The organism is Kitasatospora sp. NPDC056138 (assembly GCF_042264695.1).
Classification (GTDB): domain Bacteria; phylum Actinomycetota; class Actinomycetes; order Streptomycetales; family Streptomycetaceae; genus Kitasatospora.
Window position 1 is genome coordinate 63,593 of the sequence record NZ_JBHJVK010000034.1, and the last position, 26,969, is coordinate 90,561.

At 73.4% G+C, this 26,969-nt stretch carries 27 protein-coding genes; 11 read left to right on the forward strand and 16 right to left on the reverse strand.

What is annotated here, in order from left to right; all coding sequences use genetic code 11:
* Positions 1–104: 104 nt before the first annotated feature.
* The 4 genes from ACFC1R_RS21225 to ACFC1R_RS21240 all read right to left on the reverse strand — a co-directional run bounded on the left by ACFC1R_RS21225 (position 105) and on the right by ACFC1R_RS21240 (position 4,184).
* Complete coding sequence (locus ACFC1R_RS21225) at positions 105–1,547, reverse strand: nucleotidyl transferase AbiEii/AbiGii toxin family protein (RefSeq protein ID WP_375940771.1); 1,443 nt, start codon at positions 1,545–1,547, stop codon at positions 105–107.
* Positions 1,544–2,368 (reverse strand): hypothetical protein, encoded by an 825-nt coding sequence (locus ACFC1R_RS21230; RefSeq protein WP_375940773.1) that lies wholly within the window; start codon positions 2,366–2,368, stop codon positions 1,544–1,546. Before ACFC1R_RS21230 ends, ACFC1R_RS21225 begins: the two co-directional genes overlap by 4 nt.
* A 145-nt stretch (positions 2,369–2,513) precedes the next feature.
* Positions 2,514–3,278 (reverse strand): YqjF family protein, encoded by a 765-nt coding sequence (locus tag ACFC1R_RS21235; protein ID WP_375940775.1) that lies wholly within the window; start codon positions 3,276–3,278, stop codon positions 2,514–2,516.
* Positions 3,279–3,899: 621 nt separating this feature from the next.
* Complete coding sequence (locus ACFC1R_RS21240; RefSeq protein ID WP_375940777.1) at positions 3,900–4,184, reverse strand: hypothetical protein; 285 nt, start codon at positions 4,182–4,184, stop codon at positions 3,900–3,902.
* Between the two features lie 248 nt (positions 4,185–4,432).
* Between ACFC1R_RS21240 and ACFC1R_RS21245 the strand changes: the two genes are divergently transcribed.
* Positions 4,433–4,723, forward strand: coding sequence for a hypothetical protein (locus ACFC1R_RS21245; RefSeq protein ID WP_375940779.1), 291 nt, complete (start codon positions 4,433–4,435; stop codon positions 4,721–4,723).
* Between the two features lie 46 nt (positions 4,724–4,769).
* Positions 4,770–5,408, forward strand: coding sequence for a nucleotidyltransferase domain-containing protein (locus ACFC1R_RS21250; protein ID WP_375940781.1), 639 nt, complete (start codon positions 4,770–4,772; stop codon positions 5,406–5,408).
* A gap of 384 nt (positions 5,409–5,792) precedes the next feature.
* On the opposite strand, the gene ACFC1R_RS21255 is transcribed toward ACFC1R_RS21250, so the two are convergent.
* Complete coding sequence (locus ACFC1R_RS21255; protein WP_375940783.1) at positions 5,793–6,905, reverse strand: Gfo/Idh/MocA family protein; 1,113 nt, start codon at positions 6,903–6,905, stop codon at positions 5,793–5,795.
* A 37-nt stretch (positions 6,906–6,942) separates the two neighbouring features.
* Positions 6,943–7,161 (reverse strand): hypothetical protein, encoded by a 219-nt coding sequence (locus ACFC1R_RS21260; RefSeq protein ID WP_375940785.1) that lies wholly within the window; start codon positions 7,159–7,161, stop codon positions 6,943–6,945.
* A gap of 141 nt (positions 7,162–7,302) precedes the next feature.
* On the opposite strand from ACFC1R_RS21260, the gene ACFC1R_RS21265 reads away from it, so the two are divergent.
* Together ACFC1R_RS21265 and ACFC1R_RS21270 are read left to right on the forward strand one after the other, a co-directional pair.
* Entirely contained in the window at positions 7,303–7,749 is a 447-nt protein-coding gene (locus ACFC1R_RS21265; protein WP_375940787.1) for a winged helix-turn-helix transcriptional regulator, read from the forward strand.
* Positions 7,750–7,914: 165 nt separating this feature from the next.
* Positions 7,915–8,340, forward strand: coding sequence for a BrxA/BrxB family bacilliredoxin (locus ACFC1R_RS21270; RefSeq protein ID WP_375940789.1), 426 nt, complete (start codon positions 7,915–7,917; stop codon positions 8,338–8,340).
* A gap of 513 nt (positions 8,341–8,853) precedes the next feature.
* Here ACFC1R_RS21270 and ACFC1R_RS21275 read toward each other — a convergent pair.
* Positions 8,854–9,609: a helix-turn-helix domain-containing protein gene (locus tag ACFC1R_RS21275; RefSeq protein ID WP_375940791.1), complete on the reverse strand. Its 756-nt coding sequence runs from the start codon at positions 9,607–9,609 to the stop codon at positions 8,854–8,856.
* Between the two features lie 266 nt (positions 9,610–9,875).
* Between ACFC1R_RS21275 and ACFC1R_RS21280 the strand changes: the two genes are divergently transcribed.
* Positions 9,876–10,544 carry a DUF4097 family beta strand repeat-containing protein gene (locus ACFC1R_RS21280; RefSeq protein WP_375940793.1) on the forward strand — a complete coding sequence of 223 codons (669 nt, stop codon included), beginning with the start codon at positions 9,876–9,878 and terminating at the stop codon, positions 10,542–10,544.
* A gap of 95 nt (positions 10,545–10,639) precedes the next feature.
* A complete protein-coding gene (locus ACFC1R_RS21285) occupies positions 10,640–11,767 on the forward strand; it encodes a serine hydrolase domain-containing protein (protein WP_375940795.1) in 1,128 nt (375 codons plus the stop codon).
* A 102-nt stretch (positions 11,768–11,869) separates the two neighbouring features.
* On the opposite strand, the gene ACFC1R_RS21290 is transcribed toward ACFC1R_RS21285, so the two are convergent.
* Positions 11,870–13,012, reverse strand: coding sequence for a helix-turn-helix transcriptional regulator (locus ACFC1R_RS21290; RefSeq protein ID WP_375940797.1), 1,143 nt, complete (start codon positions 13,010–13,012; stop codon positions 11,870–11,872).
* A gap of 94 nt (positions 13,013–13,106) precedes the next feature.
* On the opposite strand from ACFC1R_RS21290, the gene ACFC1R_RS21295 reads away from it, so the two are divergent.
* Complete coding sequence (locus tag ACFC1R_RS21295) at positions 13,107–13,511, forward strand: VOC family protein (protein ID WP_375940799.1); 405 nt, start codon at positions 13,107–13,109, stop codon at positions 13,509–13,511.
* A 320-nt stretch (positions 13,512–13,831) separates the two neighbouring features.
* On the opposite strand, the gene ACFC1R_RS21300 is transcribed toward ACFC1R_RS21295, so the two are convergent.
* Positions 13,832–14,491: a DUF4232 domain-containing protein gene (locus ACFC1R_RS21300; RefSeq protein WP_375940801.1), complete on the reverse strand. Its 660-nt coding sequence runs from the start codon at positions 14,489–14,491 to the stop codon at positions 13,832–13,834.
* A gap of 506 nt (positions 14,492–14,997) precedes the next feature.
* On the reverse strand, positions 14,998–15,534 hold the full coding sequence (locus tag ACFC1R_RS21305) for a hypothetical protein (protein ID WP_375940803.1): 537 nt from the start codon (positions 15,532–15,534) through the stop codon (positions 14,998–15,000).
* Positions 15,535–15,728: 194 nt separating this feature from the next.
* On the opposite strand from ACFC1R_RS21305, the gene ACFC1R_RS21310 reads away from it, so the two are divergent.
* The 3 genes from ACFC1R_RS21310 (at position 15,729) to ACFC1R_RS21320 (ending at position 17,656) form a co-directional block, all read left to right on the forward strand.
* Positions 15,729–16,466 (forward strand): VOC family protein, encoded by a 738-nt coding sequence (locus tag ACFC1R_RS21310; protein WP_375940805.1) that lies wholly within the window; start codon positions 15,729–15,731, stop codon positions 16,464–16,466.
* Positions 16,467–16,814: 348 nt separating this feature from the next.
* On the forward strand, positions 16,815–17,102 hold the full coding sequence (locus tag ACFC1R_RS21315) for a hypothetical protein (RefSeq protein ID WP_375940807.1): 288 nt from the start codon (positions 16,815–16,817) through the stop codon (positions 17,100–17,102).
* A gap of 395 nt (positions 17,103–17,497) precedes the next feature.
* Positions 17,498–17,656, forward strand: coding sequence for a hypothetical protein (locus ACFC1R_RS21320; protein ID WP_375940809.1), 159 nt, complete (start codon positions 17,498–17,500; stop codon positions 17,654–17,656).
* A 137-nt stretch (positions 17,657–17,793) separates the two neighbouring features.
* On the opposite strand, the gene ACFC1R_RS21325 is transcribed toward ACFC1R_RS21320, so the two are convergent.
* From ACFC1R_RS21325 to ACFC1R_RS21350, 6 genes are all read right to left on the reverse strand, one after another.
* On the reverse strand, positions 17,794–18,615 hold the full coding sequence (locus ACFC1R_RS21325) for a hypothetical protein (protein WP_375940811.1): 822 nt from the start codon (positions 18,613–18,615) through the stop codon (positions 17,794–17,796).
* 323 nt (positions 18,616–18,938) lie between these two features.
* Positions 18,939–19,265 (reverse strand): hypothetical protein, encoded by a 327-nt coding sequence (locus ACFC1R_RS21330; RefSeq protein WP_375940812.1) that lies wholly within the window; start codon positions 19,263–19,265, stop codon positions 18,939–18,941.
* Positions 19,266–19,603: 338 nt separating this feature from the next.
* Complete coding sequence (locus ACFC1R_RS21335; protein ID WP_375940813.1) at positions 19,604–23,632, reverse strand: hypothetical protein; 4,029 nt, start codon at positions 23,630–23,632, stop codon at positions 19,604–19,606.
* A gap of 798 nt (positions 23,633–24,430) precedes the next feature.
* The gene (locus ACFC1R_RS21340; RefSeq protein WP_375940815.1) at positions 24,431–24,877 is read right to left on the reverse strand and encodes a heme-binding protein; all 447 of its coding nucleotides are present in this window, start codon (positions 24,875–24,877) and stop codon (positions 24,431–24,433) included.
* A 40-nt stretch (positions 24,878–24,917) separates the two neighbouring features.
* Positions 24,918–25,238: an NIPSNAP family protein gene (locus tag ACFC1R_RS21345; protein WP_375940817.1), complete on the reverse strand. Its 321-nt coding sequence runs from the start codon at positions 25,236–25,238 to the stop codon at positions 24,918–24,920.
* Positions 25,239–25,269: 31 nt separating this feature from the next.
* Positions 25,270–26,238, reverse strand: coding sequence for an NADP-dependent oxidoreductase (locus ACFC1R_RS21350; RefSeq protein ID WP_375940818.1), 969 nt, complete (start codon positions 26,236–26,238; stop codon positions 25,270–25,272).
* 140 nt (positions 26,239–26,378) lie between these two features.
* Here ACFC1R_RS21350 and ACFC1R_RS21355 point away from each other — a divergent pair, with 140 nt between their 5' ends.
* Complete coding sequence (locus ACFC1R_RS21355) at positions 26,379–26,756, forward strand: winged helix-turn-helix transcriptional regulator (RefSeq protein WP_375940820.1); 378 nt, start codon at positions 26,379–26,381, stop codon at positions 26,754–26,756.
* Positions 26,757–26,969: the final 213 nt, after the last annotated feature.

The window sequence follows — 26,969 nt, forward strand, 5'->3', positions numbered from 1 at the left end:
CTGCCGCTACGCACTCCAGGACGAGGTGTGGGTGCGCGGCCCCGGCCAGGAGCCGTGGCAGGCCCCGGCCGTCGAGGCCCACGCCGTCGAGGCGCCGGCGCCGCTCAGGCTCCGGGGCCCTCCGCGGGGAGCTCCGCCGCGAAGCGGTCGACCGCGGCACGCAGTTCCCTGGCGCGCCGGGGCGCGTCGGCCCGGTGCGCGGCCACGAGCCGGTGGGCCTCCGCGAGGTCGCAGCCCAGCAACTCGCGCGTGATCACCAGGGAGTTGGCCATCAGCAGGTGGCGCTCGGCCATCAGTTGCTGCACCCCGTCGATCCCGGTCCGCGCCAGCACCTCCTGGAACTCTTCGACCAGCGGCGCGAGCCAGAGCGCGCGCAGCGCGTACTCGGTCCGGCCGGCGAAGGTCGGGCCGAGCAGGGCGAGCAGCCGGGCCGGGTACTCCTCCCCTGACTGCGCCAGCTGCGGGTAGTCCTTGGCGAACTCGTCCCAGTCCACGTCGAGTTCGGCGACCTGGTCGGGCGTCACCGGATAGCGGCCCCAGCTCTCGTCCGACTCCGTGAACACCTGCCGCAGCAGCTCGTACGGCACCTCGGTGGACCGGGCGAGCAGGACGGCGTCGTACATGTCCTTGCCCTGCGGATGGTTGTCCGAGATCAGCCAGAGGATCTTCCAGGCCAGTGACAGTGCCGGCGTCGCGGTGAGCAGCGACCCGCTCACCCCGGGAAGGCGGTCCGGCTGCGGCTCGGCCGGAAGGTGTTCGGTGAAGACGAAGTCCAGCTGGACGGTGCCGCCCGGGACGCCCGGTGCCGACCACGGCACCACCAGGCGTCGGCCGGGGATCCGGCTGTAGGTCCAGATCTCGTCGGCGGCTGCCTGGTCGGCGTGCAGCCGTACCCGGCCGGACAGGCGCTCCGCGGCGGCGGCTATCTCGCCGAGCATCCGGTCGGTGCGGGGGTCGTCCAGCTGCCAGTCCTCGGGGCGGACGACGAAGTCGAGGTCGCCGGGTTCGCGGGCGGCCTCGCCGTACCACGCGCGCAGCAGGACGCTGCCGCGCAGCACCAGGTGCTCGGCCCAGGCGGACTCGGCCACGGCGGACAGGACGGTGTTCAGTGCCTCGCGGCGGGCGGCGAGCCAGTGCTGGGCCGCCTCCGGCTGCGTGAAGGCGGGCTCGCTGGGGCGTATTGCCCGGGAGTAGCCGGCCAGGGCCGGGTCGAAGACCGGCTGCTGGGTCACCGTCTCGTGGTCGATCGGACGGATGCTCCTGGGCAGGTCGAGTCGTGCGCGGGTCTCCTCGGCCGGGGCGTGCTTGGGCAGCACGGCCTCCTCCCAGGGCCCGTAGCCGAGGTCGTCCCACTGGCCGGCCCGGTCGGCCCGGGCGCTCTGGTCGGCCTGGTCGGCCTGGTCGCTCTGGTCTGCCTGGTCGGTCAGGTCGGTCAGGTCGCTCTGGCCGGCCCGGTCGGTCAGGTCGGCCCGGGCGCTCTGGTCGGCCTGGTCGGTCCGGGTGCTCTGGTCTGCCTGGTCGGTCCGGTCGTTGTGGTGGCTGGTCATCGCGGTTCTCTCTCTCGGTCCTGCTCGGTGGTGTCGTTCTCGGTGGTGTCGTTCTCGTCTATCCAGCCCGCGTCGAGCGTCTCGTCGCTGTCCAGTGCGACGAACTCACGTTCCATGGAGGCGATTTGGTGACCTTCGGCGGTCAGTTCGGCGACCAGCGCGTCCAGTCGCCGGCCGGCGGTGGCCAGCCCCGTCAGGCGGCAGCGCTGGGTCACGAACCGCTCCCGCAGTCCGTCGGCGCGGACGCGGCGGGCGTTGCGGGACAGATGGGCGCTGTGGCGGGCGGCCAGCTCGGCGAGGGCGTTGGTGTCATCGGCTTCGGACAGCAGCAGTTTGACGTGGTGCTCGAAGTAGCGGTCGGCGCCGAGGCGGGCCGCGTCCGCGTCCGACTGCGGGACCCCGGCCGCCCACGGAACGGCCTCGACCTTCACCCGCAGGACCGCGAACCCCGCCTCGGTCACCTGCTCCGCCGTCCGCCGGGTCACCTCGGCGACCTCGGCGAAGGAGCCGGAGCTGCGCAGCGTGAGCATCGGCTGGGACACGGCCGCGCCCCGGTCCAGCAGGATGTGGGTGAACTTCAGGCCCTTCCCGGCCGCCCAGTGGGCGAGGGCGTCGGCCGCCCCCGGACGGACGGTCAGGTGCACCTCGAAGTCGCCGCGCAGGGCGGTGAGGGGAGCGTCCTCGCTCCCGGGGGCGGTCCGGTCGGCCAGTTCGGTGCCGTCGGTCCCGTAGGTCCCGTGGGTGTTCCGGTGGGTGCGGCCGGGATGGCCGGTGCTGGTCGGTTCGGCAGTGCGGCCCAGGTCAGGGCGGGTGGCGAGCATGCGGGTATCGTGGCAGGCCCTGCTGACACTCCGACCGGTGCCCACCCGTCGCGCCGGTCCGCCCCGGTCGCAGACGGGTCGGGCGCGGTCCGGCCCGGAAGCAGTGTCGGTGTGCGATGCGGACGCAGCCGCCGCCTGCGCGGTCTCAGGGGGCAGGCAGGCCGCCCGCCCGCGCGGGACGGCCGAAGCGGACCGGCACGCCGGGGGAATACAGCACGCTCACCGGCGGCCCGGCCGGCGCAGGCAGCCCGGCGGCTGCTACCAACTCGTCCTCACAGTGCAGGAGTTCGGCTCGGTGGAGCGGCCAGCGCGGATGGGTGTTGGGCAGATACACCGGTCGGTCGAAGAAGGCGTTGTGCATGCCCCAGCGGGCGGTCAGGAAGTGTTCGAGGGCGGTCGGCTCCTCGATCCGCTCGCCGATGCGCACCGCGATCCGGCAGCGCGCCCCGCGCGGCCCCGGCCAGCGTCGGCTGCTGGTGTAGCTGATGGTGTCCGCGTGGCGGTGGATCGCCATCCGGGCCCACACGTAGGGCAACCGGAAGGCGCTGCGGGCGACGGCCACCGGCAGCAGCCGGGAGGCTTCCAGCGAGCGGAACACCACGCCGCGCCGGCCGTGCCGGTCCACCGAGTAGAGCCGCACGTTGGTCTCCGGAAAGGTGCCGAGGTACGGGATGCCCGGCCCCCTGAACCAGCCCACCCGGTACATCCGGAACGCCACCAGGCCGATGTAGGTGAGCCCGTCGTGCGTGTCCGGCACGGTCCCGGACGGCAGCAGCGGCGCCACGTCCGCGGGGTCGGCGGCCCAGTGCAGGAATGACAGGTCGAGCCAGGACTGGATGAGCAGCGTGTCCGGCAGCTCACGTACCGGGTCGGGCGTTATCGGCTCCGCGGGGTCGGGGGCGAGCGACATCGCACCAGCGTCGCACGCCCTTACGGCCGTCGCGTCGGGCGCCCCCTGGCCGGCCCGTCGTCGCGCATGCCGCACGACTCCCTCACTCACGTGCCCGGTGCCGCTGGGCTGCGCGTCCGGAGGCGTCCGCCGGCTCCGGCAGCTCCACCCGTGCGGTGCACGAACTCCACGGCCTGCTCCGGCACCCCGTGCGGCTTGGGGACGACCCGGCAACGGTTCCAGGCGTGGCTTCACCTGGTTGCTCGTCACTTGGTCCGCCACCCGTCGACGGCGCCCCGGGCAGGGCTGTGCCGCACGCGTGGGAGCCGGCAGATCTCGTCCACCTGCCGGTGTGGCTGCACCTGCGGGAGAACCGGGGCGATCCGCAGGTCGCGCTCGGTCCGCACCATGATGGCCTGAGGGAAGCGATCGGCGCGGAGCTGGATCGTCTGACTCGGGGTGGGCAGGCGAACTGATCTTCGGGGGCCGGTGCGCCTCAGGCCGCGGCAGGCTCCTTGACGGCGCCCTTCGGTGCCTTGTCAGGTCTGCGCGTGGCAGCCCTCGGTGCGAGCCTGCTCAGTGGGTTCGGCCGGCGCAGGGCGGGAGCGCGTGGGCCCCCGCTCCGGTGGAGGCTCCGGGATGTCAGAACGGTTCGGTGCCGCTGCCCTTGACCTCCAGCCGGCCCTCGCCGACCACGTTCCCCGTGGCCATGAAATGACCCTCCCGGCCACCGGGCAGACGCAGGATGCCCCAGTGGCTGGCCGGCAGTTCCCAGATCTCCGCGTCCCGATCGGCGCTCGCCACGGCCTGGATGGTGCCCCGCCAGGTGAACAGGTCCCCGGCGGGGTGTTCGGCGTGAAGATCCGCCTCGACGGGGATCTCCACGCCGCCGTGGATGACGACGGCCGGGCCGTGGTAGCTGCTCATGGGCCCAGGCTATGCGCGGGACGACCGGTAAGGGGCTCGGCTCGCGGTGGGCTGCCGGGTCCGGATCCACCGGGCCGGTTTTGAGGCGGTCGTTCCGGTGGTCCGGGTGGTGGTGACAGGCCGGCGGGCGTGTGGCATCCGCCGGCCTGTCCGGCCCTTTTGCGGGCTCTTCCGGTCGGGCCCCCGCATGCGGGCCGGGCGGGGTGATCAGGCCGCCGGGGGGGTGCGCGGCGGCGTCGAGGAGCTCGGTGAAGGCGCCGCGCCGGTGCCGTTGCCGGCGGCCCGCGCGAACCCGTACGTCGCCGCCGCTGCCGTCGCCGCCGCTGCCGTCGCAGACCGCCGCCGGCCCGGCGGCCGGCACCACCGCATCCGATGCGCCGGTGTTCTTCCTCGGCCCCGGGTCCGAGGCATCGGCCGCACCCGGCTGCGACGAGACCGATGCGCCGGGAACCGGCCCGATCTGGCGGTCCGTCAGCGAGCTCACCGGTGTCTCCTTCAGCCGGGGTGTCCACGAATTCGCGACAGAGCCGCATTCTTGACACCTCCGGCCGCCCTCGGGTCGGGTCGCGGCAGTAGGTTGTGCCGATGAGCGAGTCCCTGCCGCCCGGCGGCGTTGTGCTGGATGCGGACGAACTGGATGCCCGGTGGGCGGACGCCTGGCGGCCGGAACAGGTCACGGAGCGGTTGGGCGGGGTCGGTACGCCCTGGTGCATCGCGGCGGGGTGGGCGCTGGACTTGTTCCGCGGTGGGCAGTCGCGGCCGCACGGCGATCTGGAGATCGCGGTGCCCGCCGCGGGATTTCCGGAGATCCGGGACCGTTTCCCCGCGTACGTGTTCGACGCGGTGGGTTCGGGCCGGGTCTGGGCGGGGGCGGGAGCCGAGGCGCTGGCAGCCACGCACCAGACCTGGCTGCGGGATCCGGCAAGCGGCCGTTTCCTGTTCGACGTCTTCCGCGAACCGCACGCGGGCGCAACGTGGATCCACCGGCGGGAGCGGGGCCTGCGGCTGCCGTACGAGGCGATCATCGAGCGGACGGCGGACGGAATCCCCTACCTGGTACCGGAGTTGGTGCTGCTGTTCAAAGCGAAGGCGCCGCGGCCCAAGGATCAGGCGGATTTCGACGGTGTGCTGCCGCTGCTGGGCCGGGCGCGGCGGGAGGTTCTTCGCGGGTGGCTGGAGCGCCTGCACCCCGGGCATCCGTGGCTGGCGGAGCTGGCGGGGTAGTGGCGCGGGCCGCACCCGTGGATCGCCACGGACGATCCGTCCGCCGAGGACTGGTGGCCGAGCACTCGGCCCGGGTCCGGTCCGGCAGGAGCAGGAACTCCCCGAACGTCCGTGAGCCTCGGCGATGATCCGTGCCCTCGTTCCTCCCGGCCCGTCGACCGGGGCCCACCTGCCCGGCCGTGCAGATCTCCCCCCGTGCCCCAGGACCCGGCCGGGCAGGTGCCGGCACGGCGGCTGTGGAGGTGCCATGCACTGCGGCAGAGCCCTGACCGGCCCGTGCCGAACCGGGTGCGGTCGTGGCCCGGCACCCTGTCGACTCCCCGCCGCCGCACGAACGCGGATGCCGGGCGGGAGCCGGCCGGGCGCTCCACTGCCGGCGGTCCGTCAGCAGAGGCGCTGCCGCTCCCCCGTGGTGGCGGCGCGCTTGATCGCGTCGAGTACCCGGTGCGTGCGGACTGCGGTGCCGAAGTCCGGCTCGACCGGCCGGCCCGTGCGGATGGCGCGGGCCAGGTCCGCGTACACCTGGCGCACGTTGCGCACCGCGACCGGGGTGTCGGGCAGCGTCGGCCGGGTCGACTCCGGCACCGGCACCGACTCCGGCACCGGCACCGGGCGTGGCTCACCGGGGCCCTGGGAGAAGGTGAGGGTGAAGTCCGGGCCGACCAGCGAGTCGTCCGTGGCACGCAGTACCAGCCGTCCCGCGCGTCCGTGGACCTCGATCCGGAAGCCGTCGCCGCGCGGGCCGCCCGTCATGAGGTGCACCGATGCGGCCGCGCCCGACTCCAGCAGTCCCGTCACCGCGATCTGGTCCGGCGAACTCACGTCGATCTCCTCGCCGGTCTCCACCAGCGTGATGCGGCGGATACGGGTCGCGAGTGTCGCCGACAGCTCGGTGAAGTCGCCCACGGCGAAGCGGAACATGTCCATCGCGTGACCGCCGACGACGGCCAGGTGGTTGACCCCCTTGGTGTGGTCGAACAGCGCCGCGTACCGCTGCGGCCACACCTCCTCGGTCGACAGGGAGTAGCTGAGCGAGGCGGACAGCACTTCGCCGATCCGGCCGTCCGTGATCAGGTCGCGCAGCCGGCGGACGGCCGGGTGGTGCCGGCTCTGCAGTCCCACCGCATGCTGGATGCCGGCCGTCTCGGCCCGGGTCCGGAAGCGTTCGGCCGCCTCGACGGTCAGTGCGAGCGGCCACTCGCAGTAGACGTGCTTGCCCGCCCTGATCGCGCCGTCCACGAGGCCGTCGCGCCGGGGCAGTTGGACGGCGATGGTGACCAGGTCGACGTCCGGGTGTGCCATCAGCGCGTAGGCGTCCTCGAAAGCGTGCTCGGCGCCCCAGGCGGCGGCTGCCGCCCGCGTCGATTCGCGGCTGGTGCCGGCGACCGCGGTGATCCGGTACTCGTCCAGCGCCGACAGTGCGGGCAGGTGGACTCCCCGCGCCCAGCCGCGCTCGGCGTGGGCGCCGACCACCCCTACCCGGATCTTCTGCGTCATGTTGAACTCCCTTTCGTCCGTTGCTTGTTCTGCTTGTTCATGGGCGGCCGGTGCCAGGCGGTCGCGGTGCCAGGCGGTCGCGGCTGCTGGACGGGCGCGGCGCCAGGCGGGCGCGGTGCCAGGCGGTCGCGGCCGCGGTGGCCTTCGCGGGTGCGTCCCCGAGCACGAGGAACGTCGCGGCCCGGCCGGGCGTCGCGCAGAGGGCGGCGAGTGCCAGTCCGCGCGAGCCGGTCCGGCCGGGGTCTGAGGGGTTCACGGCTCTCTTCTTCGTGCACGGGGCGTTCCGGGTGTTCCGGGGTGTTCCGGGGGCGCAGGCGCACGTCGGCCGGCCAGGTGCACGCCTTGTTACAGAGGCCATGATCTGTAACCATGCAGCAGCGCGGAAGGAGGCACTTTCATGTCCCAGCGGAACATCGATGTGACATCCCAGGTCAGCGCGGTACCGGAGTGCGAATCCCCTGCCGCGCAGGACGCCTGTTCGGTTCTGGAGGTACTCGGACGGGTGAGCGGGAAGTGGAGTATCGGCATCCTGCTGGTCACCACGCAGGGGCCCGCCCGCTTCACGGAGCTGGAGCGCCAGGTGAAGGGCATCAGCCGGCGGATGCTGACGCTGACCCTGCGCACCCTCGAACGGGACGGCCTGGTGACCCGCACCGTGTATCCGACCGTGCCGCCGAAGGTCGAGTACACGGCGACCCCGATGGCCCGCGAGCTCTACGACTCCCTGCTGACGCTGACCGGTTGGGCCGAGCGTCACCTGCCCGAGATCGACCGCGCCCGCGCCGCGTACGACGAGGGCTGGGCCGGGAAGGCGCCCGACCGCACTCCGGCCCCGGCCAGCTGAGGACCAGGCCCCCTCTCCGCCCCCGGGGTGGGTCGCGGACGGGTGCCTTCCCGGCCGGACGGCCTTCGGGGGAAGCTCCGCGGCGGCGGCCGGCCGTGCGGTGAGGATCCCCGGCCGTTCCACTACCGTGAGTCGCAGACCCGTACCTCTACGTAAGGACTGCTGATGCCGTACTCACCGCTGCTGGTCAAGCCCATGCGGGAGGAGCTGACCCAGATCGGCTTCACCGAGTTGCTGAGCGCCGACGACGTCGACCGGGCGATGCAGGACGCCGGGACGGGAATGACCCTGGTCGTCTTCAACTACGTGGACGGCTGCTCGGCCGGCATGGCCCGCCCCGGGGTCCGCCTCGCCCTGGAGAACGGTTCCAAGCGCCCCGACCGGCTGCTCACCGTCTTCGCCGAGCAGGACCTCGAAGCCACCGCCCGGATGCGCTCCCAGTTCCCGGACATCCCGCCCTCCCAGCCCTCCATCGCGCTCTTCCAGGACGGCGAGCTCGTCCACTTCGTCCCCCGCCACCGCATCGAGGGCCGCGACGCCCAAGCCCTGGCCGAGGACCTGAAGGCCGCCTTCGACGAGTTCGGCCGGTAGCCCGGCCCCGTCCGCACACCCCGGCCAGGAACCCGGACGAAGGCGCCCCGGGCCGGAAGCAGAGCCCGAGAGGCCGCACGCGCGGGCGCGGCGGCCCCGGGCCGGCCACCCGGCACGCGCTTCAGGCCGTCCTCGTACGGGCCCCGCTCCCCCGGGCGGCGGCTCACGCGCTCGGCCCGCCGCCGGGCACCCCGCTGCCGCCGCGCGGGCCCGCCCCGCTTCCCGCCCGGCCGGGCGCGGAGGGCAGATCCCCTCCCCCGTGCGGGAGTCCGCCGCCCGGCGCGGCCCATCCCGCAGCCGGCGGCCCGGCGGCGGCGCGAGGGGGCCGGCCCGGGACGGAGGATCCGGCGCGGGACGGAGGATCCGGTACGGGACGGAGGATCCGGTACGGGACGGAGGATCCGGTACGGGACGGAGGATCCGGCGCGGGACGGAGGATCCGGTACGGGACGGAGGATCCGGCGCGGGACGCGCCGGCGGTGACGGCCGGGGCGGCTGTCCGTGCGCGGTTGTCTATGCGCCGTCCGAACGGGGCGCGGCGGCGGTGCCCGGGGTCGTTCCAATCCTGCTGTAGAGGACCTCGCGGCCCTGGTCCGCGGCGCGGATGAGCCCTTCGCTGACGAAGTCGAGGAAGCGGGCGGCGTTCTCCAGGCGGGCGGCGGCCGGGGTGCCGTGGCCGAGGATGCCGACGCCCTGCCGTGCGGTCTCGATGAACTGGTCGTTGGCCCGGGCGCTGCGGATCATCGACTGGTACCAGAGGTCGTCGTCGACGATGTAGCGCTCGCGGCGGCGCTCGTCGCGTTCCCGGCGGACGAGGGCCAGGCCCTCGAGGAAGGTGATCGCCTTGGAGACGGACGCCGGGCTGACCTGGAGGCGCTCGGCGAGTTCGGAGGCGGTGAGGCTGCCGGCGTCGGTGGTGTAGAGGCAGCCCAGCACCCGGGCCATCATCTTGGGCAGGCCCGAGGTCATGAAGACGGTGGTGAGGGTCTCCTGGTAGTCGCGCACGGCCTCGGCGTCGCGCCCGTAGGGCTGCGGGAGTGCCTGCGGTCCCCGGGGCGCGGCCTGTCCGCGCCGGTGGGTGCGCTGCTGGGTGGCGCGGTGGGCCAGGTCGGCGCGGTAGCCGGTGGGGCCGCCGTTGCGCGTCACCTCTCGCGTGACCGTGGAGGTCGGACGGTCGAGACGGCGGGCGATCTCGGCGTAGGCCAGGCCGTCGGCCAGCCCCAGTGCGATCTGCTGGCGTTCCTGCTGGGTGAGCCTGCCTCCCGGCATCACGGCCCCTTTCCTGCCCCACGGGTGCCCCGTGGGTGCTGCTCGGTGTTTGTCCCGACGCCCCCACCATAGCGTTCATTCTCAATTCATTGCAACGGTCGACCGTTCCATCGTTGCGTTAAACGAGAGGACGTTGCAATGATTGCTGCGCTTCCACCTGCACAAATGCTGCTCTCAAGCAAAGACATCGTTGCCGCTTCCTTGAAAGCAACGTAGTGTTTCCAATGTTCGGAAACACCGAGCCGCACGCGCAGAGGGAGAGCACGATGCAGAAGTTCGACACCCCCGCCCCGATCTCCGCCGTCCTGGACATCCCCGCGGGACGCGTCCGGTTCATCGCCGCGGACCGGGCCGACACCGCGGTCGAGGTCCTGCCCGCGGACGCCACGAAGGGCCGCGACGTGAAGGCGGCGGAGCAGACCACGGTCGCGTACGCCGGCGGAGTCCTGCGGATCGCGAACCCGGTGAGGAACCAGTACCCCGGCCCCGGCGGATCCGTCGAGGTGACGGTCGAGCTGCCCGCCGGCTCCCGCATCGAGGCCAGGGCGGCCGCCGCCGAACTCCGGACCACCGGCCGCCTCGGCGACGTCGCCTTCGAAGGCGCCTACCGCCGGATCGAGCTGGACGAGGCCGCGAGCCTGCGCCTGACCGCGGTCGACGGCGACGTCGAGGTCGGCCGGCTGGGCGGGGCCGCGGAGATCAGCACCGCAAGGGGCGACATCCGGATCGCCGAGGCCACGGGCGGCACGGTCCGGCTCAGCACCCGGTCCGGCGACATCACGGTCGGCGCCGCCCGCGGCGTCTTTGCCCGCCTGGACGCCGGCACCGCCCACGGCCGGATCCACAACGCGCTCAGGAACACCGACGGCGCCGCCGCCGGCCTCGACATCCACGCGACCACCGCCCACGGCGACATCACCGCCCGCAGCCTCTGACCCGCTCCCTCCCCAGCAGCACCCCTCGTCACCGCCCCGGGCAGCCACGCCCCCACCGCGGCAGCCGGCCGCTCAACCCGCCAAGGAGCACAGCCATGTCCCCCAACCTCACCGGGCAGGACCGCCCGGAACTGCAGAAGGCCATCGAGGAGATCGTCGGTTCCGGTTTCGCCGGGGTGCAGCTGCGCGTGAACGACGAGCGGGGCGAGTGGGTCGGCAGCGCCGGGGTGCGCAGGCTGGGCGAGAGCGCCAGGCCGCCGGCCGACGGACGGTTCCGGATCGGCAGCACCACCAAGACCTTCACCGCGACCGTGGTGCTGCAACTGGTGGCCGAGGGCAGGATCGGGCTCGACAGCCCGGTGGACGACCACCTGCCCCGGTTCGGGCTCGACCGGCGGATCACGGTGCGGATGCTGCTGCAGCACACCAGCGGACTGTTCAACCACACCGGCGAGTACTACGACGACGGGACGGTCGCGCCGGGAATCCCCTGGCAGGGCCAGGAGTACGTGGACAACCAGTTCCACACCTACCGGCCGGAGGAACTGGTACGGCTGGCACTGTCCAAGCCCGCGCGGTTCGAGCCGGGGACGGACTGGAGCTACTCCAACACCAACTACGTGCTGGCCAAGTTGCTGGTCGAGGAGGTCACCGGCCGCTCGTTGGCCCAGGAGATGCGGCGGCTGATCCTGCAGCCGCTGGGACTGTCGGGCACCGTGGCGCCGGGCACCTCCCCGGAGATCCCCGAGCCGCACGCCCACGGCTACTACCGGTACGAGCACGCCGGCCGGTGGAAGGTGGTCGACGTCACCCGCTTCAACGTCTCCTGGATCTCCGCCGCCGGTGACATGATCTCGACCACCGCGGACCTCCACACGTTCTTCTCCGCGCTGATGAGCGGCAAGCTCCTGCCGGACCCGCTGCTGGCCCAGATGCGCACGCCGCACCCCGAACTCGGCTACGGCCTGGGGCTGTTCGCACAGGAGACGGACCGCGGCACCATCTTCCACCACAACGGCGGCTTCTTCGGCTGGGCGGCACTGATGTACAGCACGCCCGACGGCAGGAGGACCCTGACCGCCTCGCTGACCACCGGGGACGCCGAACTCGACTTCGCCGCCACGGCCGAGGCGTTCCAAAAGGCGCAGCAACGGCTCGTCAGGGAGGTGTTCTGCAGCGGGCAGGGCCAGCCGGCCCGCGAGACGGCCGGGCCGGTTCACTGACCCGCCGGGACGGGTGCACCGGCGGCCCCCGCTCCGGGGTTGCCGCACGGTTGGGGTGGCGGCCGTCACCGGCGCGCGGGTGCCGCGTTTGCGGACCGCCCGTCACGGGTCGCGGCGGGGATTGGGCGTCCCGCCTTCCGGTGGACGGCTCCGGGACGGGAGCGTGGCCGGGCCGTCTTGTCCCGAATGCTCCGGTCCGGATCCGGGGCGGTGAGCCGTGGCGACCGGATCCGTCGAGGCGCCGGGGCGCCGGAAGTCTCGGGGCAGCCGGCGGGCAGAGGCCGCGAGCCGGTCGGCGAGCGCGCCGACGAGGTCTCGGAGTTCGTCCGGTCGCTCGATGACGAACGGCCGGTCGAGCGAGGCGAGGACAGGAGGCAGCCAGTCGAGCCGCTCAGCTCTCAGTTCGACGTGGAGCCAACGCTCGGTGTGCGGATCTGCGCCTTCCGCGGGCTCCTGCACGCTCGCGACGCCGGCGGGCAGCCGGGCGCGGACCTGTTCGACCGTCCCGTGGATCCGCAGGGTCACTTCGTGCCGGTACGCGGCCTTGGCAAGCCCTGACAGGACGCGCTGCGCCGGATCGAGTGCGGCGGGCGGCTCGAACGAGCCCGGCAGCGTCCTCGCGTCCGCGATGCGATCGAGCCGGAACGTGCGGTCCTGGCCGATCCCGGGATCGGTGCCCGTGACGTACCACCGGCCCGTATGGGTGACGATCCCGTACGGGTGCAGCGTGCGTTCGCTTCGCCGGCCGTCTCGGGTGGTGTACCTGATCGAGACCGGGCGGCGATGGCGCACCGCGTCGGCGACGGCGAGCAGGACCCCCGTCTGCGGGGTGGCCGACTCGCCGGGCGGAGCCGTGAAGGCGAGGGATTCCATGACGGCGTCGAGCCGACGGGCCAGACGTTCGGGCAGCGCCCGGCGGATCTTGGCCGCCGCCGTCTCGCCCGCGGTCTCGGCCGCCGTCAGCAGCCCCGTCCTGCGGCCGGCGACGAGGCCGAGCAGCACGGCGAGCGCCTCGTCGTCGTTGAGCATGAGCGGAGGCAGACGGTACCCGGGGGCGAGCCGGTACCCGCCGTAGCGGCCACGGACCGCCTCGACGGGGATGTCGAGATCGACCAGATGGTCCACGTACCGCCGCACGGTGCGCCCGTCGACGCCGAGCCGGTCGGCGAGTTCGGCCACTGTTCTGATGCCGCCCGACTGCAGGAGTTCCAGAAGGGTGAGCACACGGCTGGTAGGTCGGGCCATGTCCACGAGCCTAACGTTGATACCGGACCGATTCTGTCCACTATCTGCTCTACCGTTCGAGGTGCAACGGCTTCACCAACCAAAGGAGAGCACCGTGGACTTCGTTTCGACCCGGATCATCACAGGCGATGTCGCGCGCCTCGTCGACTTCTACGAGCGGGCCACCGGAGTACGGGCGGACTGGTCCACCGAGGACTTCGCCGAACTGCGGACCGCCGGCGCGACCCTCGCGATCGGCAGCACCCGCACCGTGGCACTGTTCGCGCCCGGCTCCGCCCGTCCGGCCGACAACAACACCGTGATCATCGAGTTCCTCGTCGCCGACGTGGACGGCGTGTACCGGAACCTGGCCGATTCCGTCGCCGTCGCCGACTTCGTGGCCGGGCCCACCACGATGCCCTGGGGCAACCGCTCCCTCCTGCTCCGCGACCCCGACGGCAACCTCGTCAACTTCTTCACCCCCGTCACGCCGACAGCCATCGAGAAGTTCACCCGCTGACGACAACACGGCCACCCCGGACCTGCCACACCGACAGCCGCCAAGAAGCCCACCCGCCGACGACAACACAGCCACCCGGACCCGTCACGCCGACAGCCGCGCGGGCAGCCCCGGGTCGGGCCCGTGGCGCTCCGCGTCCCACGGGCCCCCACGAGAGGCCGTCGGCCGGGATCCCGGCGAACGGCCTTTCGTGGGGGTGCCGGGGTGGACGTGTGGGGGCGGAGCTGCAGGCCTCCGGTTTCCTTCTGCCCTGCCCGACGAGCGGCGGCCGGCGGCCGGTGCTGCTGCCGCCGCTGGTCGGGCGTTCCCCCGGGCGGTTTCTACCGGGTGACCGGCGGGCTCATCCGGACCTCGTCGCCGCAGATGGTGATCTCGGTCGGCTTGCCGTGCTGGTCCGTCACCGGGACCCGGGCTTCGGTGCTGTCACCCGGCGCGGTCACATCGGCGGTTCCGGCGGTGACCGAGCAGTTGCCGCTGTCCGGTCCCTTGCCGTTCAGTTCAGAGTAGCGCAGGGCGATCACCGCTTTCCTGCCCGCGCCCAGCGTCACCGGAGCGGGGCTGCCCTTCCCGACCCCGAGGGCCTGCGGTCCCTTGCCCACGTGGAACTCGAGCTTCGGGTAACCGGCCAGGGTACAGCTGCCGGAGCCGGAGTTGACGGCGATGAGTTCGGCGTTCGCCGGGTCCTTCGTGTCGGTGCCCGCGTCGGTGAGGCGGGTGAGTGTCCACTTCAGGTTCTGCGTGCGGCACTTGGCGGCCTGCGGGCCGCCGGAGTCCGTCGGCGTCGTGGCCTGGGCGGAGACCGGAGCCGTGGCCCCGGCCGGTGCGGCGGACCGGCCCGCGACCGGTGCGGCGGACACCGGCGCGGCCTCGCCGGCCTTCGGCGGGCCGGCCGTGGAGCCGGAGCTGGAGCTGCAGGCCGTCAGGCCGAGCCCGGCCAGCAGCGCGGATACGGAAACGGTCAGCAGTAGACGCGAGCGCATGGATCCCCCCGGATCGTCAGGACAGCCGTCGGGCCAATTCCGCACGGTCGGCTGTGTGTTCTCGGGAGTGGAGACACCGGGAGGGCCCGGCCGGTTGCGTCCGGATGAGATTTTCCTGAGGAACTGTTGTGTCCGGGCGTGATCACCGCGTTCGTGCTGGTCAGGCGCGGGAGCGGTGACTTGGTGGGAGTCGTGTCCTGCCGGTGCCGGCGGCATTACCGGATCCGGTGGGCCAGGAGGTCACACGCAGGAGCGGCCGGACCGGGGCTCCCCCACCGCGACCGCGACAGTGTGCGACTGCGGCAACGGGGCCTGCTGGAGCACTCGTTGGCGTGGCCGTCCTTCGGGGTTCGCCGGTCCGTCCTCGGTGCGCGGCGGCACTCGCGGGGGTGTTCGCGGGGGTGTCCGCCTTCGTCCGGTCCGGGTTTCCTCGCTGGATCCTGCGCACCGCCGCCCCTGGCCCGTGGGGGCCTGGGGCGGCGGTGCCGGATGGGCCGGGGCTGGGGTTACGGCAGGAGCGGGAAGAGGACCAGGCTCAGGGGTGCCGTGACGGAGGAGGCGTTGTAGCAGGGGGTGCCGGTGAAGGATGCCGTGTAGCTGGTGGCGGTGATCACGGTGCTGGGGACGGTGAGTTGCGAGGGTGCGAGTGTGGCGACGCCGGAGACGTCGGTCGTCGCGCTGCCCAGCGTGACCGGGCCGTCGGCCGTGTTGGCGCGGAAGGTGACGGTCTGGCCGGCGACGGGGGTTGCGCCGGCGGTGGTCTTGAGCGTGGCGCTCATCGCGGGGATGACGAAGGTGTCGTTGACCCGCAGCCGGACCTGTGCCGGCCCGGCCGTCAGGGTCGTGTTCGCCTGGTTGACGGTGACGGCGAGCGTTCCGGTGGAGCCGGTGAAGCAGGTGTTGCCGCTGTAGGTGGCGGTGACGGTGCCGGACTGGAGTGCGCTGGTGGTGATGCAGGCATTGCCGGTGCCCGGGGGCTCGGCGATGCCGGCAGAGAGCCTCGCGCGTGATGGCCGAAAAAGAGTGCGCGGGGCTGCGTACACGCCTCCTGACGCCAGGTCACACTCCCGCGAGGTGCTCCGCCGGCGTCGCTCCCCGCACCGAGGCGCGAGCGAATCGCCGGCGCCGGCGCCACGGCATGCCGTCACCGGGGCAGCCGACGCGTCGATGCCGTTGCTTCGGCCCGGCGCCCCGGTCGCGGCGGCCCGGGCCGGCGGCAGCTTCTAGAATCTGCGGCATGGCAACACGACTCGTGCAGATCAATATGAAGGCGCTCGACGACTCCGTGCTCGGCCGGTTCTGGGCGGAGGCACTCGGCTGGGGTGTCGACAGCGAGGGACCCGGCGTGACCAACCTCGAACCCGTGGGCTTCGCCTACCCCGACCCCGTGGCCGTCTGCATCGACATCATCGCCCGCCCGGAACCCAAAACGGTGAAGAACCGGGTGCACCTCGATCTGGCCACCACCTCGACCGCCCATCAGGCGGAGCTGGTCGCGCGCCTGAAGGACCTCGGCGCGACACTCGCCGACGTGGGTCAGGGCGACGTCCCCTGGACGGTCATGGCCGACCCGGAGGGCAACGAGTTCTGCGTCCTGGAGCCCCGCCCGATCTACCAGGGCACCGGGCCGATCGCCGCGGTGGTGGTCGACTGCACCGACCCACGAGGGATGGCCCGGTTCTGGGGCGAGGCGATGGACTGGACGCTGCACGAGGTCACCGACGACCACGCGACCATGCGCTCCGCCAAAGGCGTCGGCCCCTACCTGGAGTTCCTCCGCACCCCCGACACCAAGAGCGGGTGGAACCGCGTCCACCTCGACGTCCGCCCCTACCCCGGTGACGACCTGACAGCCGAGGAAGCCCGGCTGCGCGCCCTGGGCGCCACCGACCCCGGTATCGACCAGTCCGCCATCTCCTGGACGGTTCTGGCCGACCCGGAAGGCAACGAGTTCTGCCTCCTCACCCCTTGCTGACCCCGGGCAACGGCTCAGGCCGGTCCCGGGTCAGCGGCGCAGACCGCACGCGTCGGCACAGGCCGCCGCGGACGGGGATGGTGTCCCCGGTGATCCAGCGCGCGTCATCGGACGCCGGGAAGGCCACGAGCAAGCCGTAGTCGTCGGCGGTGCCCGTACGACCCCCACGCACGCCCGACGGAAGGGCGCTCCGCCCGCCGTCCGGCCGGGCGGAGCGAAGCGGGCGCGGCACCGCCGACCGGCAATGGCCGCTCTCCGGCCGGCCGGCGCGGACGACTTGGGCAGGTCACCGGATTTCCGGGGAATTCGGGGCTGCCCGGCTGCGGATTTCTCCGTACGATGACTTGCATGAACGCCGTCGTATTCCTCATGGCTCTCGGCGCCACCTGCCGCATAACGCGGTTCGTCAGCAAGGACACTCTGGCCGCAGGTTTTCGTTCATGGACCGCCGATCGTTTCGGCGACGACTCCAGACCCGCCTATCTGGTCTCCTGCGGCTGGTGCACCAGCATCTGGGTGGCCGCGGTGGTGACACCCACGGCGTTCCTGGCCGGCGACACACTCGGATTCAGGATCACCGCCACCGCCCTGACCCTCTCCTACGTGGCCGGCGTAGCCTCCAGCCACCTGGACTGACGCATCCGCTCCGGCGCGAACCGAGAAACCCGAAGCGGCCCGGAACGGTTCAGCACACGCACCCGACCGATGAATGTGACTATTCCTTGGTGCCGCGTAGACGCACCCGGCCAAGGGAATATCCCGGATCGAAGTGCGTCCGGATCAAGGATCTCTGCATCCGGGCTGCGCGCGGCATCTCCAGCGATCTCGCACCGACACGGAATGTTCGTGCACATTATTCGTCCCGGCCCGGGTTTCTTCCCCCTCATCGCCACCGGCGCGCCCGCGACCCGCCATTGCCGTGCCGTGCCATGACGGGAGGAAGGCGGGGGCGGCCACGGGCCCGGGCATCCGCACGGTACGGCTGCGGCCGAAGTCGTCCGGCTTCGGCGTCATCAGGCGAAGGAACTGTCATGGGATGCACCTGCGGGGCCACTCCCCGTCCACCCGTCACCGTCTACCGGCTGACCCTGCCCAACGGTTCAACCCGTCAGTACACCACCCGGCAGGAGGCCGAGGCTGCCAACAAACGGGCGGGCGGAGACGGCACCATCACCGTCGAACACCCGTAACGGGCACTGTCCGGAAAAGCCCGGGACAAGGTGCGGGTGGCCGAGGGACCGACTCGTCGCGGCGGCCGGCCGGGCCGCGGGCCCCCGCCGCATTCGGTCAGGGGCCGTCGTGCGTTCAGCTGCCGGCGGCCGGGTGATCAGGCGGACCCGGTGCCGAGCGCACGGGCGAGCCGGTCGCCCTGCTCGCGGGTGATGCCCCGGGCCACGGGCGCACCGAACCGCGGGCTCGCCGGGGCGTCGCACTGGAGGATGCCGGCAGCGCGGCGCTCACCGCCCTGGGCGGCTGCCCGCGGCCTGCGGGGCCGGCGTCGCCTCCACCGCCCGGGCGCCGGCCGTGCCGGCACCGTCCAGTGGGCCGCCTCCCAGATGGGACGGTCCAGCAGGAACCGCGCCGCGCGCACCGCCTCCGCGGCCGGGACGCCGGCCGAAACCAGCGCTGCGCCGATCACTTCGGCCGCACGGGCCGGCACGGTCGCATCACCGAGCGCGGGCAGCAGGAGCAGCAGCCGGGCGTGCGGGTCGTGGACGCCCGGGGCCGCAGGGTCGGGGGTGTCCGCGATGTGCCTCAGTTCCCGCCACGACAGGCCGGGGCCTTGCTGGTCCTCGTGGGTGCCGGCGCGGGGCGCGGCGTACCGGGTGATGTGTGCGAGGTGGGCGGGCCGGTCCCAGTCGGGATGGCTGACGGAGTACTCCGTGCCCCAGTCGGTGGGGAGTTCACAGCTCGTCACCCACGCGCTGTGTCCGTCGCCGAACGGCATCCGGAACCGGCACACGTCGTTCAGGTACAGCTCCCAGGCCGCATCGGCGCCGGTGGTGTCCGTGCCGAACCACTGCGATACGAGATGGCCGTCCGGGGCGTCCAGCGCCCACATCCGCACCAGGTAGGCGGCCCAGAAGGCGGGCCGGGAGAGCAGCCCCTCCTCGGGGAGGGGCGGGTCGTCGCATCCGTCGGTCAGCACCCGCCAAGCCTGCCAGTACCCGCTGACACCCCTCCATGCTCCCCCGGCCGCCGGAGCGAGTGATGTCGGCACCGGCGCGGGCGCGGGCAGTGTGGCGGAGCCCGCAGGCGCAGGCAGCGTGGCGGAGCCAGCGGGGCGCCGGGAAGGCCGTGATGTCGCCGAAGCCGTCGTCGTGGCCGGGCCGGACCGCCGTACGGGTGTCCTCGGTCTGCCGGGTGTCGCCGCCGGTGGCCTCGCCGTCGCCGGCGCCGGGTTCCTGGACAGCGCCGGAGCACCCGGCCCGTGGCGGGCGGGTTCCCCCGTCCCGCCGGACGGGCCGGGCGTCACACGGCCGGCCGTGCGGGAACCGGCCTGTCGATGGAGTGGAGTTCCAGGTACCGGTCGGCCATCAGCACGTAGACGTCTTCGAGCTGTTCGCCGTTCGCGCGGCACCAGCGGACGATGGCCCGGCGCAGCACGGCGCGCCGGTCCGGGCCCCGTTTGATGCCCGACCGCAGTTCACTGCGTGCCTGCCGGTGGGCTTCCTCGATGTGTTCGGCCGGGACGATGGCGTGGTCGAGGGCGAGGTCGAGGGCGTACTCGTAGGGGTAGCGCGCGGGCACGAACGGCGGGCCGGGCAGCTTGGCGATGGCTTCGGCGATGCTGGTCACACATCAACCGTGGCATGTCCTGGCGGTGTTGGCATGCCGCAACCGCCGCTTCGGCCCTTCCCTGGCCGAAGCGGTGACCGGGCGCCGCCGCCGGTCGGGCGGCGGCTGCGCGCGGCGGGGCGGTCTGGTGCCGGATCCGTCGTTCCTGTTCCTGTTCGGGGTGCGTCCGCCCCCCTTTCGTGTCCCGGGGTGCGGCCGGGCGAGTCGGCGGGGCCGGGTCGTGAGCGTGAGCGGCGGCCGGGGCGGCTCGTCGCGGGCACACGGCCACGGCCCGTGCCGGGGCCGCCTGCGGGGAAGTCGTCCCGCCACGGCGTCACAAGGAGGCCGCGGCGGGCTCGTCAGTGCTCTCGGCCCTTCTTCCGCCAGGCCTCGGTGAACAGGGCCGGCAGTGGCAGGGCGGGCACCAGCGCCGTGTGGGCGGCGAAGGCGCGCTCGGCGGCGTACGGCAGCAGGGCGAGCTTGGATGTCTCCAGCGGGAGCCGGGGTGCCTTGAGCTCCGTCCAGGCTCCGGGGACGAAGAGCTGCCGTCCGGCCCGCGCGCGGGTGGCCCGCACCGCCAGGCCGCCCGCTTCCAGGCTCTCCCCGGCTTTCCTCAGCTGCGCGGTGGACCAGCCCGTCCACTGCTTCACCCGGCGGTCGGTCGGGTCAGGCAGGGCCAGCAGCATCAGGTGGAGCGCCGCCGCGTCTGCGGGCAGTGCGCAGGCCTCGGCGCACTCGGCCACCAGCTCGGGCACGCTGCGGCGCGGGTCCTGCTCCCAGCCGGGGGTGCGGGCACTGTCCTGCGCGAGGTGGGCGGCCAGTTCGGTCAGGCCGCCGGAGAGCAGCAGCCGCAGGTCGGCCGGTGCGGGCAGGCCCGAGCCGGCCGGCTGCCAGTGCGAGGGCAGCAGGGTGTCGAAGTACTCCTCCAGCGCGTGCAGTGCCGGGTCGTCGGGACCGTTCAGGGCGTCCGGGCGGACCAGTACGTGCCACCGGCCCAGGTCCTCGTCGTCGACGACCCGCACGCCTGCCAGGCCGGCCAGCGGCAGCGGGGACGGCGGCCTGCCGGCGGCCGCCTTGCGGTCCACCGAGAAGACCCGCCAGGGGCGGGCCGGATCCGCCGTCATGCGGGCGGCCGCCGCGCCGATGGCCGGGCGGAGCGGATGCCCGGCGGGCGTGCGGTAGGCCAGCCAGGCGACGGTGCGTGCGCAGGCGTAGGGCGGCGGCGCCCAGTCCGGTGTGCCCGGTGCCGCCAGCGCGGTGGCCAGCATCGCCAGTACCTGCTGGGGGCGCCTGCGCACTCCGTCCGGCAGCGCGTCGACCGCGGGTGCCGGGTGGTGCGGTGACCACTGGCCCTTCGGGAGGCGGAAGTCCCCCTGCGCCTGCGCCAGCAGCTCGTCGGGGACCGGAAGGGCGCCGTGGCGCTCCTGCCACCAGCGGATCGCGCGTTCCAGGTCGGGGCCGTGTGTCCACAGCCGTTCCGGTTGCTCGGGGATCAGCTGTTCCTGGAAGTCGGCTGCTATGCCATGGCCGAAGGCCTGGCGCAGCTCCTCCTCGCCGGGCGGCCGGACGTGATGGGGGCTTTGCACGGCCAGCAGCGCCTCGGCCTGGGCGGGTGTCAGGGCGAGCCGTCGTGCCAGCTCCCGGGGCAGGTCCGGGCGGCTCGGCAGCGGGCCCCGGGTGGCCTGCTGCTCGGCGTAGGCCAGGCACCACCGGCGCTCCAGCACCGGTTCGAGCAGGGACTCCTCCTGCAGGGTCGCGCCTGCGGCCCGCAGCGGCCCGCCGGGCGGGAAGGCTCCGGACGGCGTGTACTCCAGCAGCACCGAGTCCTGGCCCCAGCTGTCGCCGATCACCACCGCGACCGAGTCCGCGCCCCGGAAGAGATGGCCGTGCGGGATCCGGTAACGGCCGTGGGGCGGTGATGTCCTGACGGTTCGCCAGCGGCCGGTGCCCTGCTCAGTGACGAACGGGTACTCGGCGTACTCGGCCACCAGCGCCGCGGCCTTGGCATCCCCGCGCAGGACCGCCGCGTACAGGTCGCGCCGGACGGAACCGAAGGATGCCCGGGCGTCGCGCAGCACCGCGCTGGGGCGGTCGAGGTCCCCGCCCCACAGCGGGCCGTCGAGGGCCGCCCGCAGCTGCAGGCCGATGCGCACGCGCCCGGGCCCGTCCGGCCCGAAGCCCGCCGGTGTGCTGCCCGTCGGTGCGCTGCCCGACGGTGTGCCGTCATCACCGTCGTTGCCGTCGGCGCCGGTGCCGGTGTCGCGGCCGGCGCCGAGCAGGGCGGTCACGTGGGCCAGCCCGTCCCGGCAGTTCGCGGCGAGCTGCACCAGCCGGCCGAACTCGCCGCCGACCGGCCCCTGGTCCAGCAGCTTGCCGATCCGCCCGCGGAGATGGGGCCCGACGCCTTCCTTCGGGATCCAGTCCGACTCCAGGCTGCGCAGCAGCAGCTCCGCTCCCGGCCGGTCGAGCGGGGTGCCGGGGGCGGCGGCCCCGGCTGCCGCGAGCAGCAGGGCCGCCGGGTCCACCGCGGCCAGCAGGTCCGCCCGCCGCCGGTCGGCCAGCAGCCCGGTCGCGGCTCCGATGTGCATGAACCGGCCCAGCAGCAGGCCGAGGCCGTCCAGGTCCAGCGAGGGCAGCCGGTCGAGTTCCTCGTCGCACCACTCGGCCAGCACCCGGCGGCCCGTCGCCGTGCCGAGCAGTACGTGCGGTGTGGTCCAGCCCTTGGGACTGTGCGGCTGATACCAGGCGTTGTCCGCGGCGCCGCCGTTGGTCAGCTCGAACTCGGCGCGCAGCAGGGCGCGGATCTCCCGGTCGAAGCGCGGGTCGGCGGTGACCGCGCGCAGTTCGGTGCGCGGGCCGACGTGGATCGAGTGCGGGTACGGGTCGCCCAGCAGCGGCGGCGGGTCGTTCACGGGGACGTCGGCGGCGAGCAACACGTCGGCGAGCCCGAGCCGGATGCCGACGGGATCGCGGTCGCCCCGCCCCTGGTACGGGAGGGTGATCGGCACCGCGTCGGCCGCAAGGCGCGGGCCGAGCAGTTCGGCCAGCTCGAGGAGCCGCTGGGCCGGCCGGTATCCGCGGTCGGCCTCGACCGCCCGCTGGAACCACTCGGCCGGTGCGCCTGCCGGCAGGCCCGCGGGTCCGGCGGGAGCGGTCAGCAGCTCCAGCGCGCCCGTCCGCTCCAGGTACTCCAGACCGGCCGGCGAGTTCAGCACCCCGTGCGGCAGCACGGCGAGGACCTCGTGGGCCAGCCCCGGCCGTTCGGCCCGTATGCGGTCCCACAGGGGTGCTGCCATCACTTCGCGCCAGAACGGCACGGCGGAGGTGAAGTAGAGGCTACGGGCGGGCAGCAACCGGTGCACCACTTCGGCCAGTTCGAGCTCCGGGTCGAGGCCGGCGGCCCGGGCCGTGCGCCGGATGTCCTGGGCGAGCCGCGGATCGACGCCGTCGCGTTCGGCCCGGTCCGCGAGCAGGACCAGCGTCCGCCGGGCCGGCTCCGGCTCGGCGCCCTTGGCGGTGACCTCCCTGATCCGGGCCCGAAGTGCGGTGTCCGTCAGTGTGCCGGCCGCGTCGAACGCCGCGTAGCGGTCGGCCAGCCGGTCCTGGTCGCACCGCTCGGTGCGGCTGCGCGCGGCGTCCCGGGCCCGGGCGAAGTAGGCGACCGCGGTCGCGTTCTCGCGGTGTTCGAGGCAGCGGTCGGCCAGGCCGTCCAGGAAGCAGCGCAGCAGGGCGGGTTCGGCCTTGGCGAGTTCCCGGAAGACCGCGTCGAGATCGTGTTTCAGGTACCGCTGCCAGCCGGCCGTCTCCCGTTCGAAGCGTTCGACGAAGTGCAGCACCGCCTCCGCCTGGCCGGGGTGCTCGGCCAGCGCCGCCTCGGGGAACGGCATCGGTCCCGGGTCCGGCAGCGCGGTGTCGGCCGTGCCGGTGAGTTCCCACCCCTGGTGGGCCATCAGCCGGTCGCGGTGGCGGCCGGCGTCGGTGCCGGTGAGCAGTACCCGGACCTCGCCGGGAGGCAGTGCCGGGTGGACGTACGAACGGGCCACCAGGGTGCTGCCCTTGACGGTCGCGGCCCGGTCCGGGCCTCCGGCGGGCGGCGGTCCGGCGGCGGCCAGTGCGGCACGCCAGGCGCTGTCCGCCGACAGCACCGCGAGCAGCACCTCGTCGAGGGGGACCGCCTCGCGGACCATCCGCTCCACCTCGGCCTGGCAGGCCCGTCGGTGAGCCTGGACACCGTCGCGCAGGCTCAGCAGCCGGCTCATCCCCGGGTGCCCGGCCAGCACCGAAGGCGCCTTCTTCAGAGCCCGGCCGCGTGGATTGCGGTGGACGAGCTCGCCGTCCTCCAGCCGAGCGGTGTAGCCAGCGGCACTGATCTCCCAGCTCACAGCCATGTTCCCCTTGTGATCGTTCGACAGCGGAAGCCTAGAGGAGGCCACTGACTGCCCGTCTGCCAAGGACTCGACGGCCAAGATCACACGGGGCGTGCCCTGGGCTGCCCGCCGGAGCGCTCCGCGCGAGCGGCCGCTCGCCCCCCGGGGGGCGGGGCCCGGTGCCCGGCGCATCGCCCGCCCGGTGGGCCGTCCGACGCTTCGTCGGCCCGCCTGGCAACGGCCGCCCCCCGTCCGCGCGGATACGCTCACCGGGACGCCCGCGCATCCGCACCCGGCGGGGGAGCAAGCGCCGGAGCAGGGGCGAGGGGCCCGCGCTGTCACGCGCGGGCCTCCCGGCACCGCCACCCGGTGCCCGCGGCCGCCCGGCTCACCAGTGCCGCCCGGCTCACCGGTACCGGCCGGCCGGGGGTGGTCCCAGGTCTCCCCCGGGCCGGCGGGTGCAGCCATCGGCGCCGCCGGCGTACGTGCCGTCGAGCAGGCCGGCGTACGTGGCAGCGAGCGGTCCGCTGAGCGGGCGGGCAGGGCTTCGTGGTCGCGGGCCAGGCGGCACCGTTTGAGAGGCGCTGCCATCGTGCGGGTCGCTCTCACATCGCCGTTTGCCGGGCTGGTTCCGCGACGGCCGGGCACCGGCCGGGTGTGCTCGTTGGTGAACTGGCGGACGCCGGATGGCCGGTCGGGGCCGGTCGGCCCAAGTCACCGAGATGCAGGCCGCCGAGGAGCCACGAGGTGACGGGTCCTCATCGCTCACGTGCTGGCCTGTGGCCGACCGGTGCCGCAGGGCGACACCCCGGTGGTCGGTCAGTGACCGGGCAGCTCGAACCCGAGGGCGGCCAGGGCCTCCTCCGCGGCCTGCCGGTCCTGCTCGTAGCTGCCGCCGGAGATTCCCAGACCCCCGATGCACCGGCCGTTCTCGATGATCGGACAGCCGCCGCCGACGGCCATCAGACGAGGGTGGCCGGCCAGTGGCGCGACCCGCGGGTCGGCCACGTAGTCGTTCCACGTGTGGGTGGGGATGTGGAAGGAGGCCGCGGTCCAGGCCTTGTCTAGGGCGACCTCGGCAGCAAGGAAGGGCGCGTCGTCGGCCCGGTCGAACGCCTTCAGATGTCCGCCCTGGTCGGTGACGGCGACGGCCGCCGTGAATCCGATCCGGGCGGCGGCGGTGTGCACCGCCGCGATGAGCGCACCGGCGGCGGCCTGGGTGACCGAGGAGGCGGGGGACGACTTCTGGAGCGTGCAAGTGCTCATGAGGGTTCCTTAGTTGCTGTGCTCTGCGGTCGGGGCCGGGTCAGCGCAGCGGTGAGGCGGAGGTGGGGATCACGCGGGTGACGACGGACTTCTCGGGAACCAGCAGGCCGTGGACGGCCGGGCCGATCTCGTTCTTCCAGCGGTCGTGCTGATAGACGGCCGCGTACAGGGCCTCGCTCTGGCTCTCGTCCTCGAACCGGCGGATCCACACGTAGCCGTCCTCGTCCTGGGCGTCGACGAAGGAGGCGATCACGTCCATGCCGAGCGAGGCCTGGAACGGGATGACCACGTCCTCCATGTAGCGCACCCACTCCTCGCGGCGTCCGGGCCGGGCCTGGTAGCGGCGGATCTCGTAGTACACGGTGCTACTCCGAACTGGCTTAGGAGGGTGGTCAGTTGGCGACGGTGAGGACGAGCTTGCCGCGGGTGCGGCCGGCCTCGCCGCGGGCATGAGCGGCGCCGGCCTGCTCCAGCGGGAAGGTCTCCTCCACCTCCACCACGACCTCACCGGCGTCGATCAAGCCGGCGATCGTCGTCAGCGCGGCGCCGTCCGGCTCGACCAGGAACGGGGTGACCCGCACGCCGGCGGCCTCGGCGGCCGCGGCCAGCTCCGGGGAGACACCGGCCGGAACGGCGACCAGCAGGCCGCCGGGGCGCAGGACCTTCAGCGAGCGGGTGCCGGTCCGATCGTGGGCGTCGCCCACCAGGTCGATGACGACGTCGATGTCCTTGATGCCGTCCTCGAAGCGGGTGGTGGTGTAATCGACCGCCTCGTTCGCACCGATTTCCTTGAGCCAGGGGTGACGGGCGGCACTGGCGGTGGCGATCACGTGGGCGCCCAGATGCCGGGCGAACTGGACCGCGAGGTGGCCCACCCCGCCGGCGGCGGCGGTGATCAGCACCCGCTGCCCGGCCTGGACCCGGGCGGTGTCGACGACGGCCTGCCAGGCGGTCAGTGCCGCCAGCGGCACGGCGGCGGCGTGCACGTGGTCGACGGTGGCCGGCTTGCGGGCGAACTGCCGGGCCGGCGCGGTCACGTACTCGGCGTAGGCGTTCGCGACGCGCGGGAACCACGGCATGCCGTACACCTCGTCACCGGCCTTCAGCGTGGTCACACCGAAGCCGACCTCCTCCACCACACCCGACACGTCCCAGCCGAGGGTGAACGGCGGCTCACCCAGCAGGCCGGCCATGCCGGTGCCACCGCGGGTCTTCCAGTCCACCGGGTTGATCCCGGCGGCGTGCACCCGCACCAGCACCTCGGTCGGCAGCGGCACCGGCCGCGCCACCTGCTGGACCCGCAGCACCTCCGGACCGCCGAAGGTGTCCTGGACCACCGCGCGCATCGTGTTCGCAGACATGCGTCATCTCCTGAAACGACGTTCCCGGGAAGGCCGTTGGCGGCCTCCCCCTTGACGTCGACGACGCTATCCCCAGAGGTACAGTTACCTTCAAGGTCTTCTACTTCCCATCGGGAAGTGACCTGGTGAGGAGAGCGAGCATGACCACCACCTGCCCCAGCGGCCAGCACTCGCACCACGACGTATACGCCGCCCAGTGCCCCTGCCGCGCCCTGCTCGACCTGCTCGCCAACAAGTGGTCCGCCCTCGCCGTCGGCGCCCTCGAGGACGGACCCCAACGGTTCGGAGCGCTCCAGCGCCGGCTCCAAGGCGTCAGCCCCAAGGTCCTCACCCAGACCCTGCGCCGTCTGGAGGACTTCGGCCTCCTCGACCGCACCGTCTACCCCGCCGTCCCGCTCCACGTCGAGTACTCCCTCACCCCGCTCGGGACCAGTGCCGCGATCCCGCTCAACGCGCTCCGCGCATGGGTCGAGGACAACATCGACCACTCCTTCCCGTCCGGGCCGGCCGTGCGGTGAACACCCGCCCCCGGGGCGGACGGACCATCAGACCCCGGCGGCGCCACAGCGATGACGATCGGCGGCCGCACGGCGCCGCCAGTCGTCACCGGCCGCCGGTGCGTCGTACCACCAGTCCCCCGGAACCCGATGACGCCCCGGGACCACCCGGCCGGCACCCGGCACAGGCCGGCACGGCACCCGCAAGGGCCGGTGCTCCCCGTCGGGGAGCAC

Bases quoted from the DNA above. Each gene is read 5' to 3' on its own strand.
- ACFC1R_RS21230 (WP_375940773.1), bottom strand. From the start codon at position 2,368: ATGCTCGCCACCCGCCCTGACCTGGGCCGCACTGCCGAACCGACCAGC.
- ACFC1R_RS21240 (WP_375940777.1), bottom strand. From the start codon at position 4,184: ATGAGCAGCTACCACGGCCCGGCCGTCGTCATCCACGGCGGCGTGGAG.
- ACFC1R_RS21320 (WP_375940809.1), top strand. From the start codon at position 17,498: ATGGGATGCACCTGCGGGGCCACTCCCCGTCCACCCGTCACCGTCTAC.
- ACFC1R_RS21340 (WP_375940815.1), bottom strand. From the start codon at position 24,877: ATGAGCACTTGCACGCTCCAGAAGTCGTCCCCCGCCTCCTCGGTCACC.
- ACFC1R_RS21285 (WP_375940795.1), top strand. From the start codon at position 10,640: ATGTCCCCCAACCTCACCGGGCAGGACCGCCCGGAACTGCAGAAGGCC.
- ACFC1R_RS21270 (WP_375940789.1), top strand. From the start codon at position 7,915: ATGCCGTACTCACCGCTGCTGGTCAAGCCCATGCGGGAGGAGCTGACC.
- ACFC1R_RS21255 (WP_375940783.1), bottom strand. From the start codon at position 6,905: ATGACGCAGAAGATCCGGGTAGGGGTGGTCGGCGCCCACGCCGAGCGC.
- ACFC1R_RS21290 (WP_375940797.1), bottom strand. From the start codon at position 13,012: ATGGCCCGACCTACCAGCCGTGTGCTCACCCTTCTGGAACTCCTGCAG.
- ACFC1R_RS21235 (WP_375940775.1), bottom strand. From the start codon at position 3,278: ATGTCGCTCGCCCCCGACCCCGCGGAGCCGATAACGCCCGACCCGGTA.
- ACFC1R_RS21265 (WP_375940787.1), top strand. From the start codon at position 7,303: ATGTCCCAGCGGAACATCGATGTGACATCCCAGGTCAGCGCGGTACCG.
- ACFC1R_RS21280 (WP_375940793.1), top strand. From the start codon at position 9,876: ATGCAGAAGTTCGACACCCCCGCCCCGATCTCCGCCGTCCTGGACATC.
- ACFC1R_RS21355 (WP_375940820.1), top strand. From the start codon at position 26,379: ATGACCACCACCTGCCCCAGCGGCCAGCACTCGCACCACGACGTATAC.
- ACFC1R_RS21315 (WP_375940807.1), top strand. From the start codon at position 16,815: ATGAACGCCGTCGTATTCCTCATGGCTCTCGGCGCCACCTGCCGCATA.
- ACFC1R_RS21350 (WP_375940818.1), bottom strand. From the start codon at position 26,238: ATGTCTGCGAACACGATGCGCGCGGTGGTCCAGGACACCTTCGGCGGT.
- ACFC1R_RS21250 (WP_375940781.1), top strand. From the start codon at position 4,770: ATGAGCGAGTCCCTGCCGCCCGGCGGCGTTGTGCTGGATGCGGACGAA.
- ACFC1R_RS21310 (WP_375940805.1), top strand. From the start codon at position 15,729: ATGGCAACACGACTCGTGCAGATCAATATGAAGGCGCTCGACGACTCC.
- ACFC1R_RS21275 (WP_375940791.1), bottom strand. From the start codon at position 9,609: ATGCCGGGAGGCAGGCTCACCCAGCAGGAACGCCAGCAGATCGCACTG.
- ACFC1R_RS21335 (WP_375940813.1), bottom strand. From the start codon at position 23,632: ATGGCTGTGAGCTGGGAGATCAGTGCCGCTGGCTACACCGCTCGGCTG.
- ACFC1R_RS21300 (WP_375940801.1), bottom strand. From the start codon at position 14,491: ATGCGCTCGCGTCTACTGCTGACCGTTTCCGTATCCGCGCTGCTGGCC.
- ACFC1R_RS21225 (WP_375940771.1), bottom strand. From the start codon at position 1,547: ATGACCAGCCACCACAACGACCGGACCGACCAGGCAGACCAGAGCACC.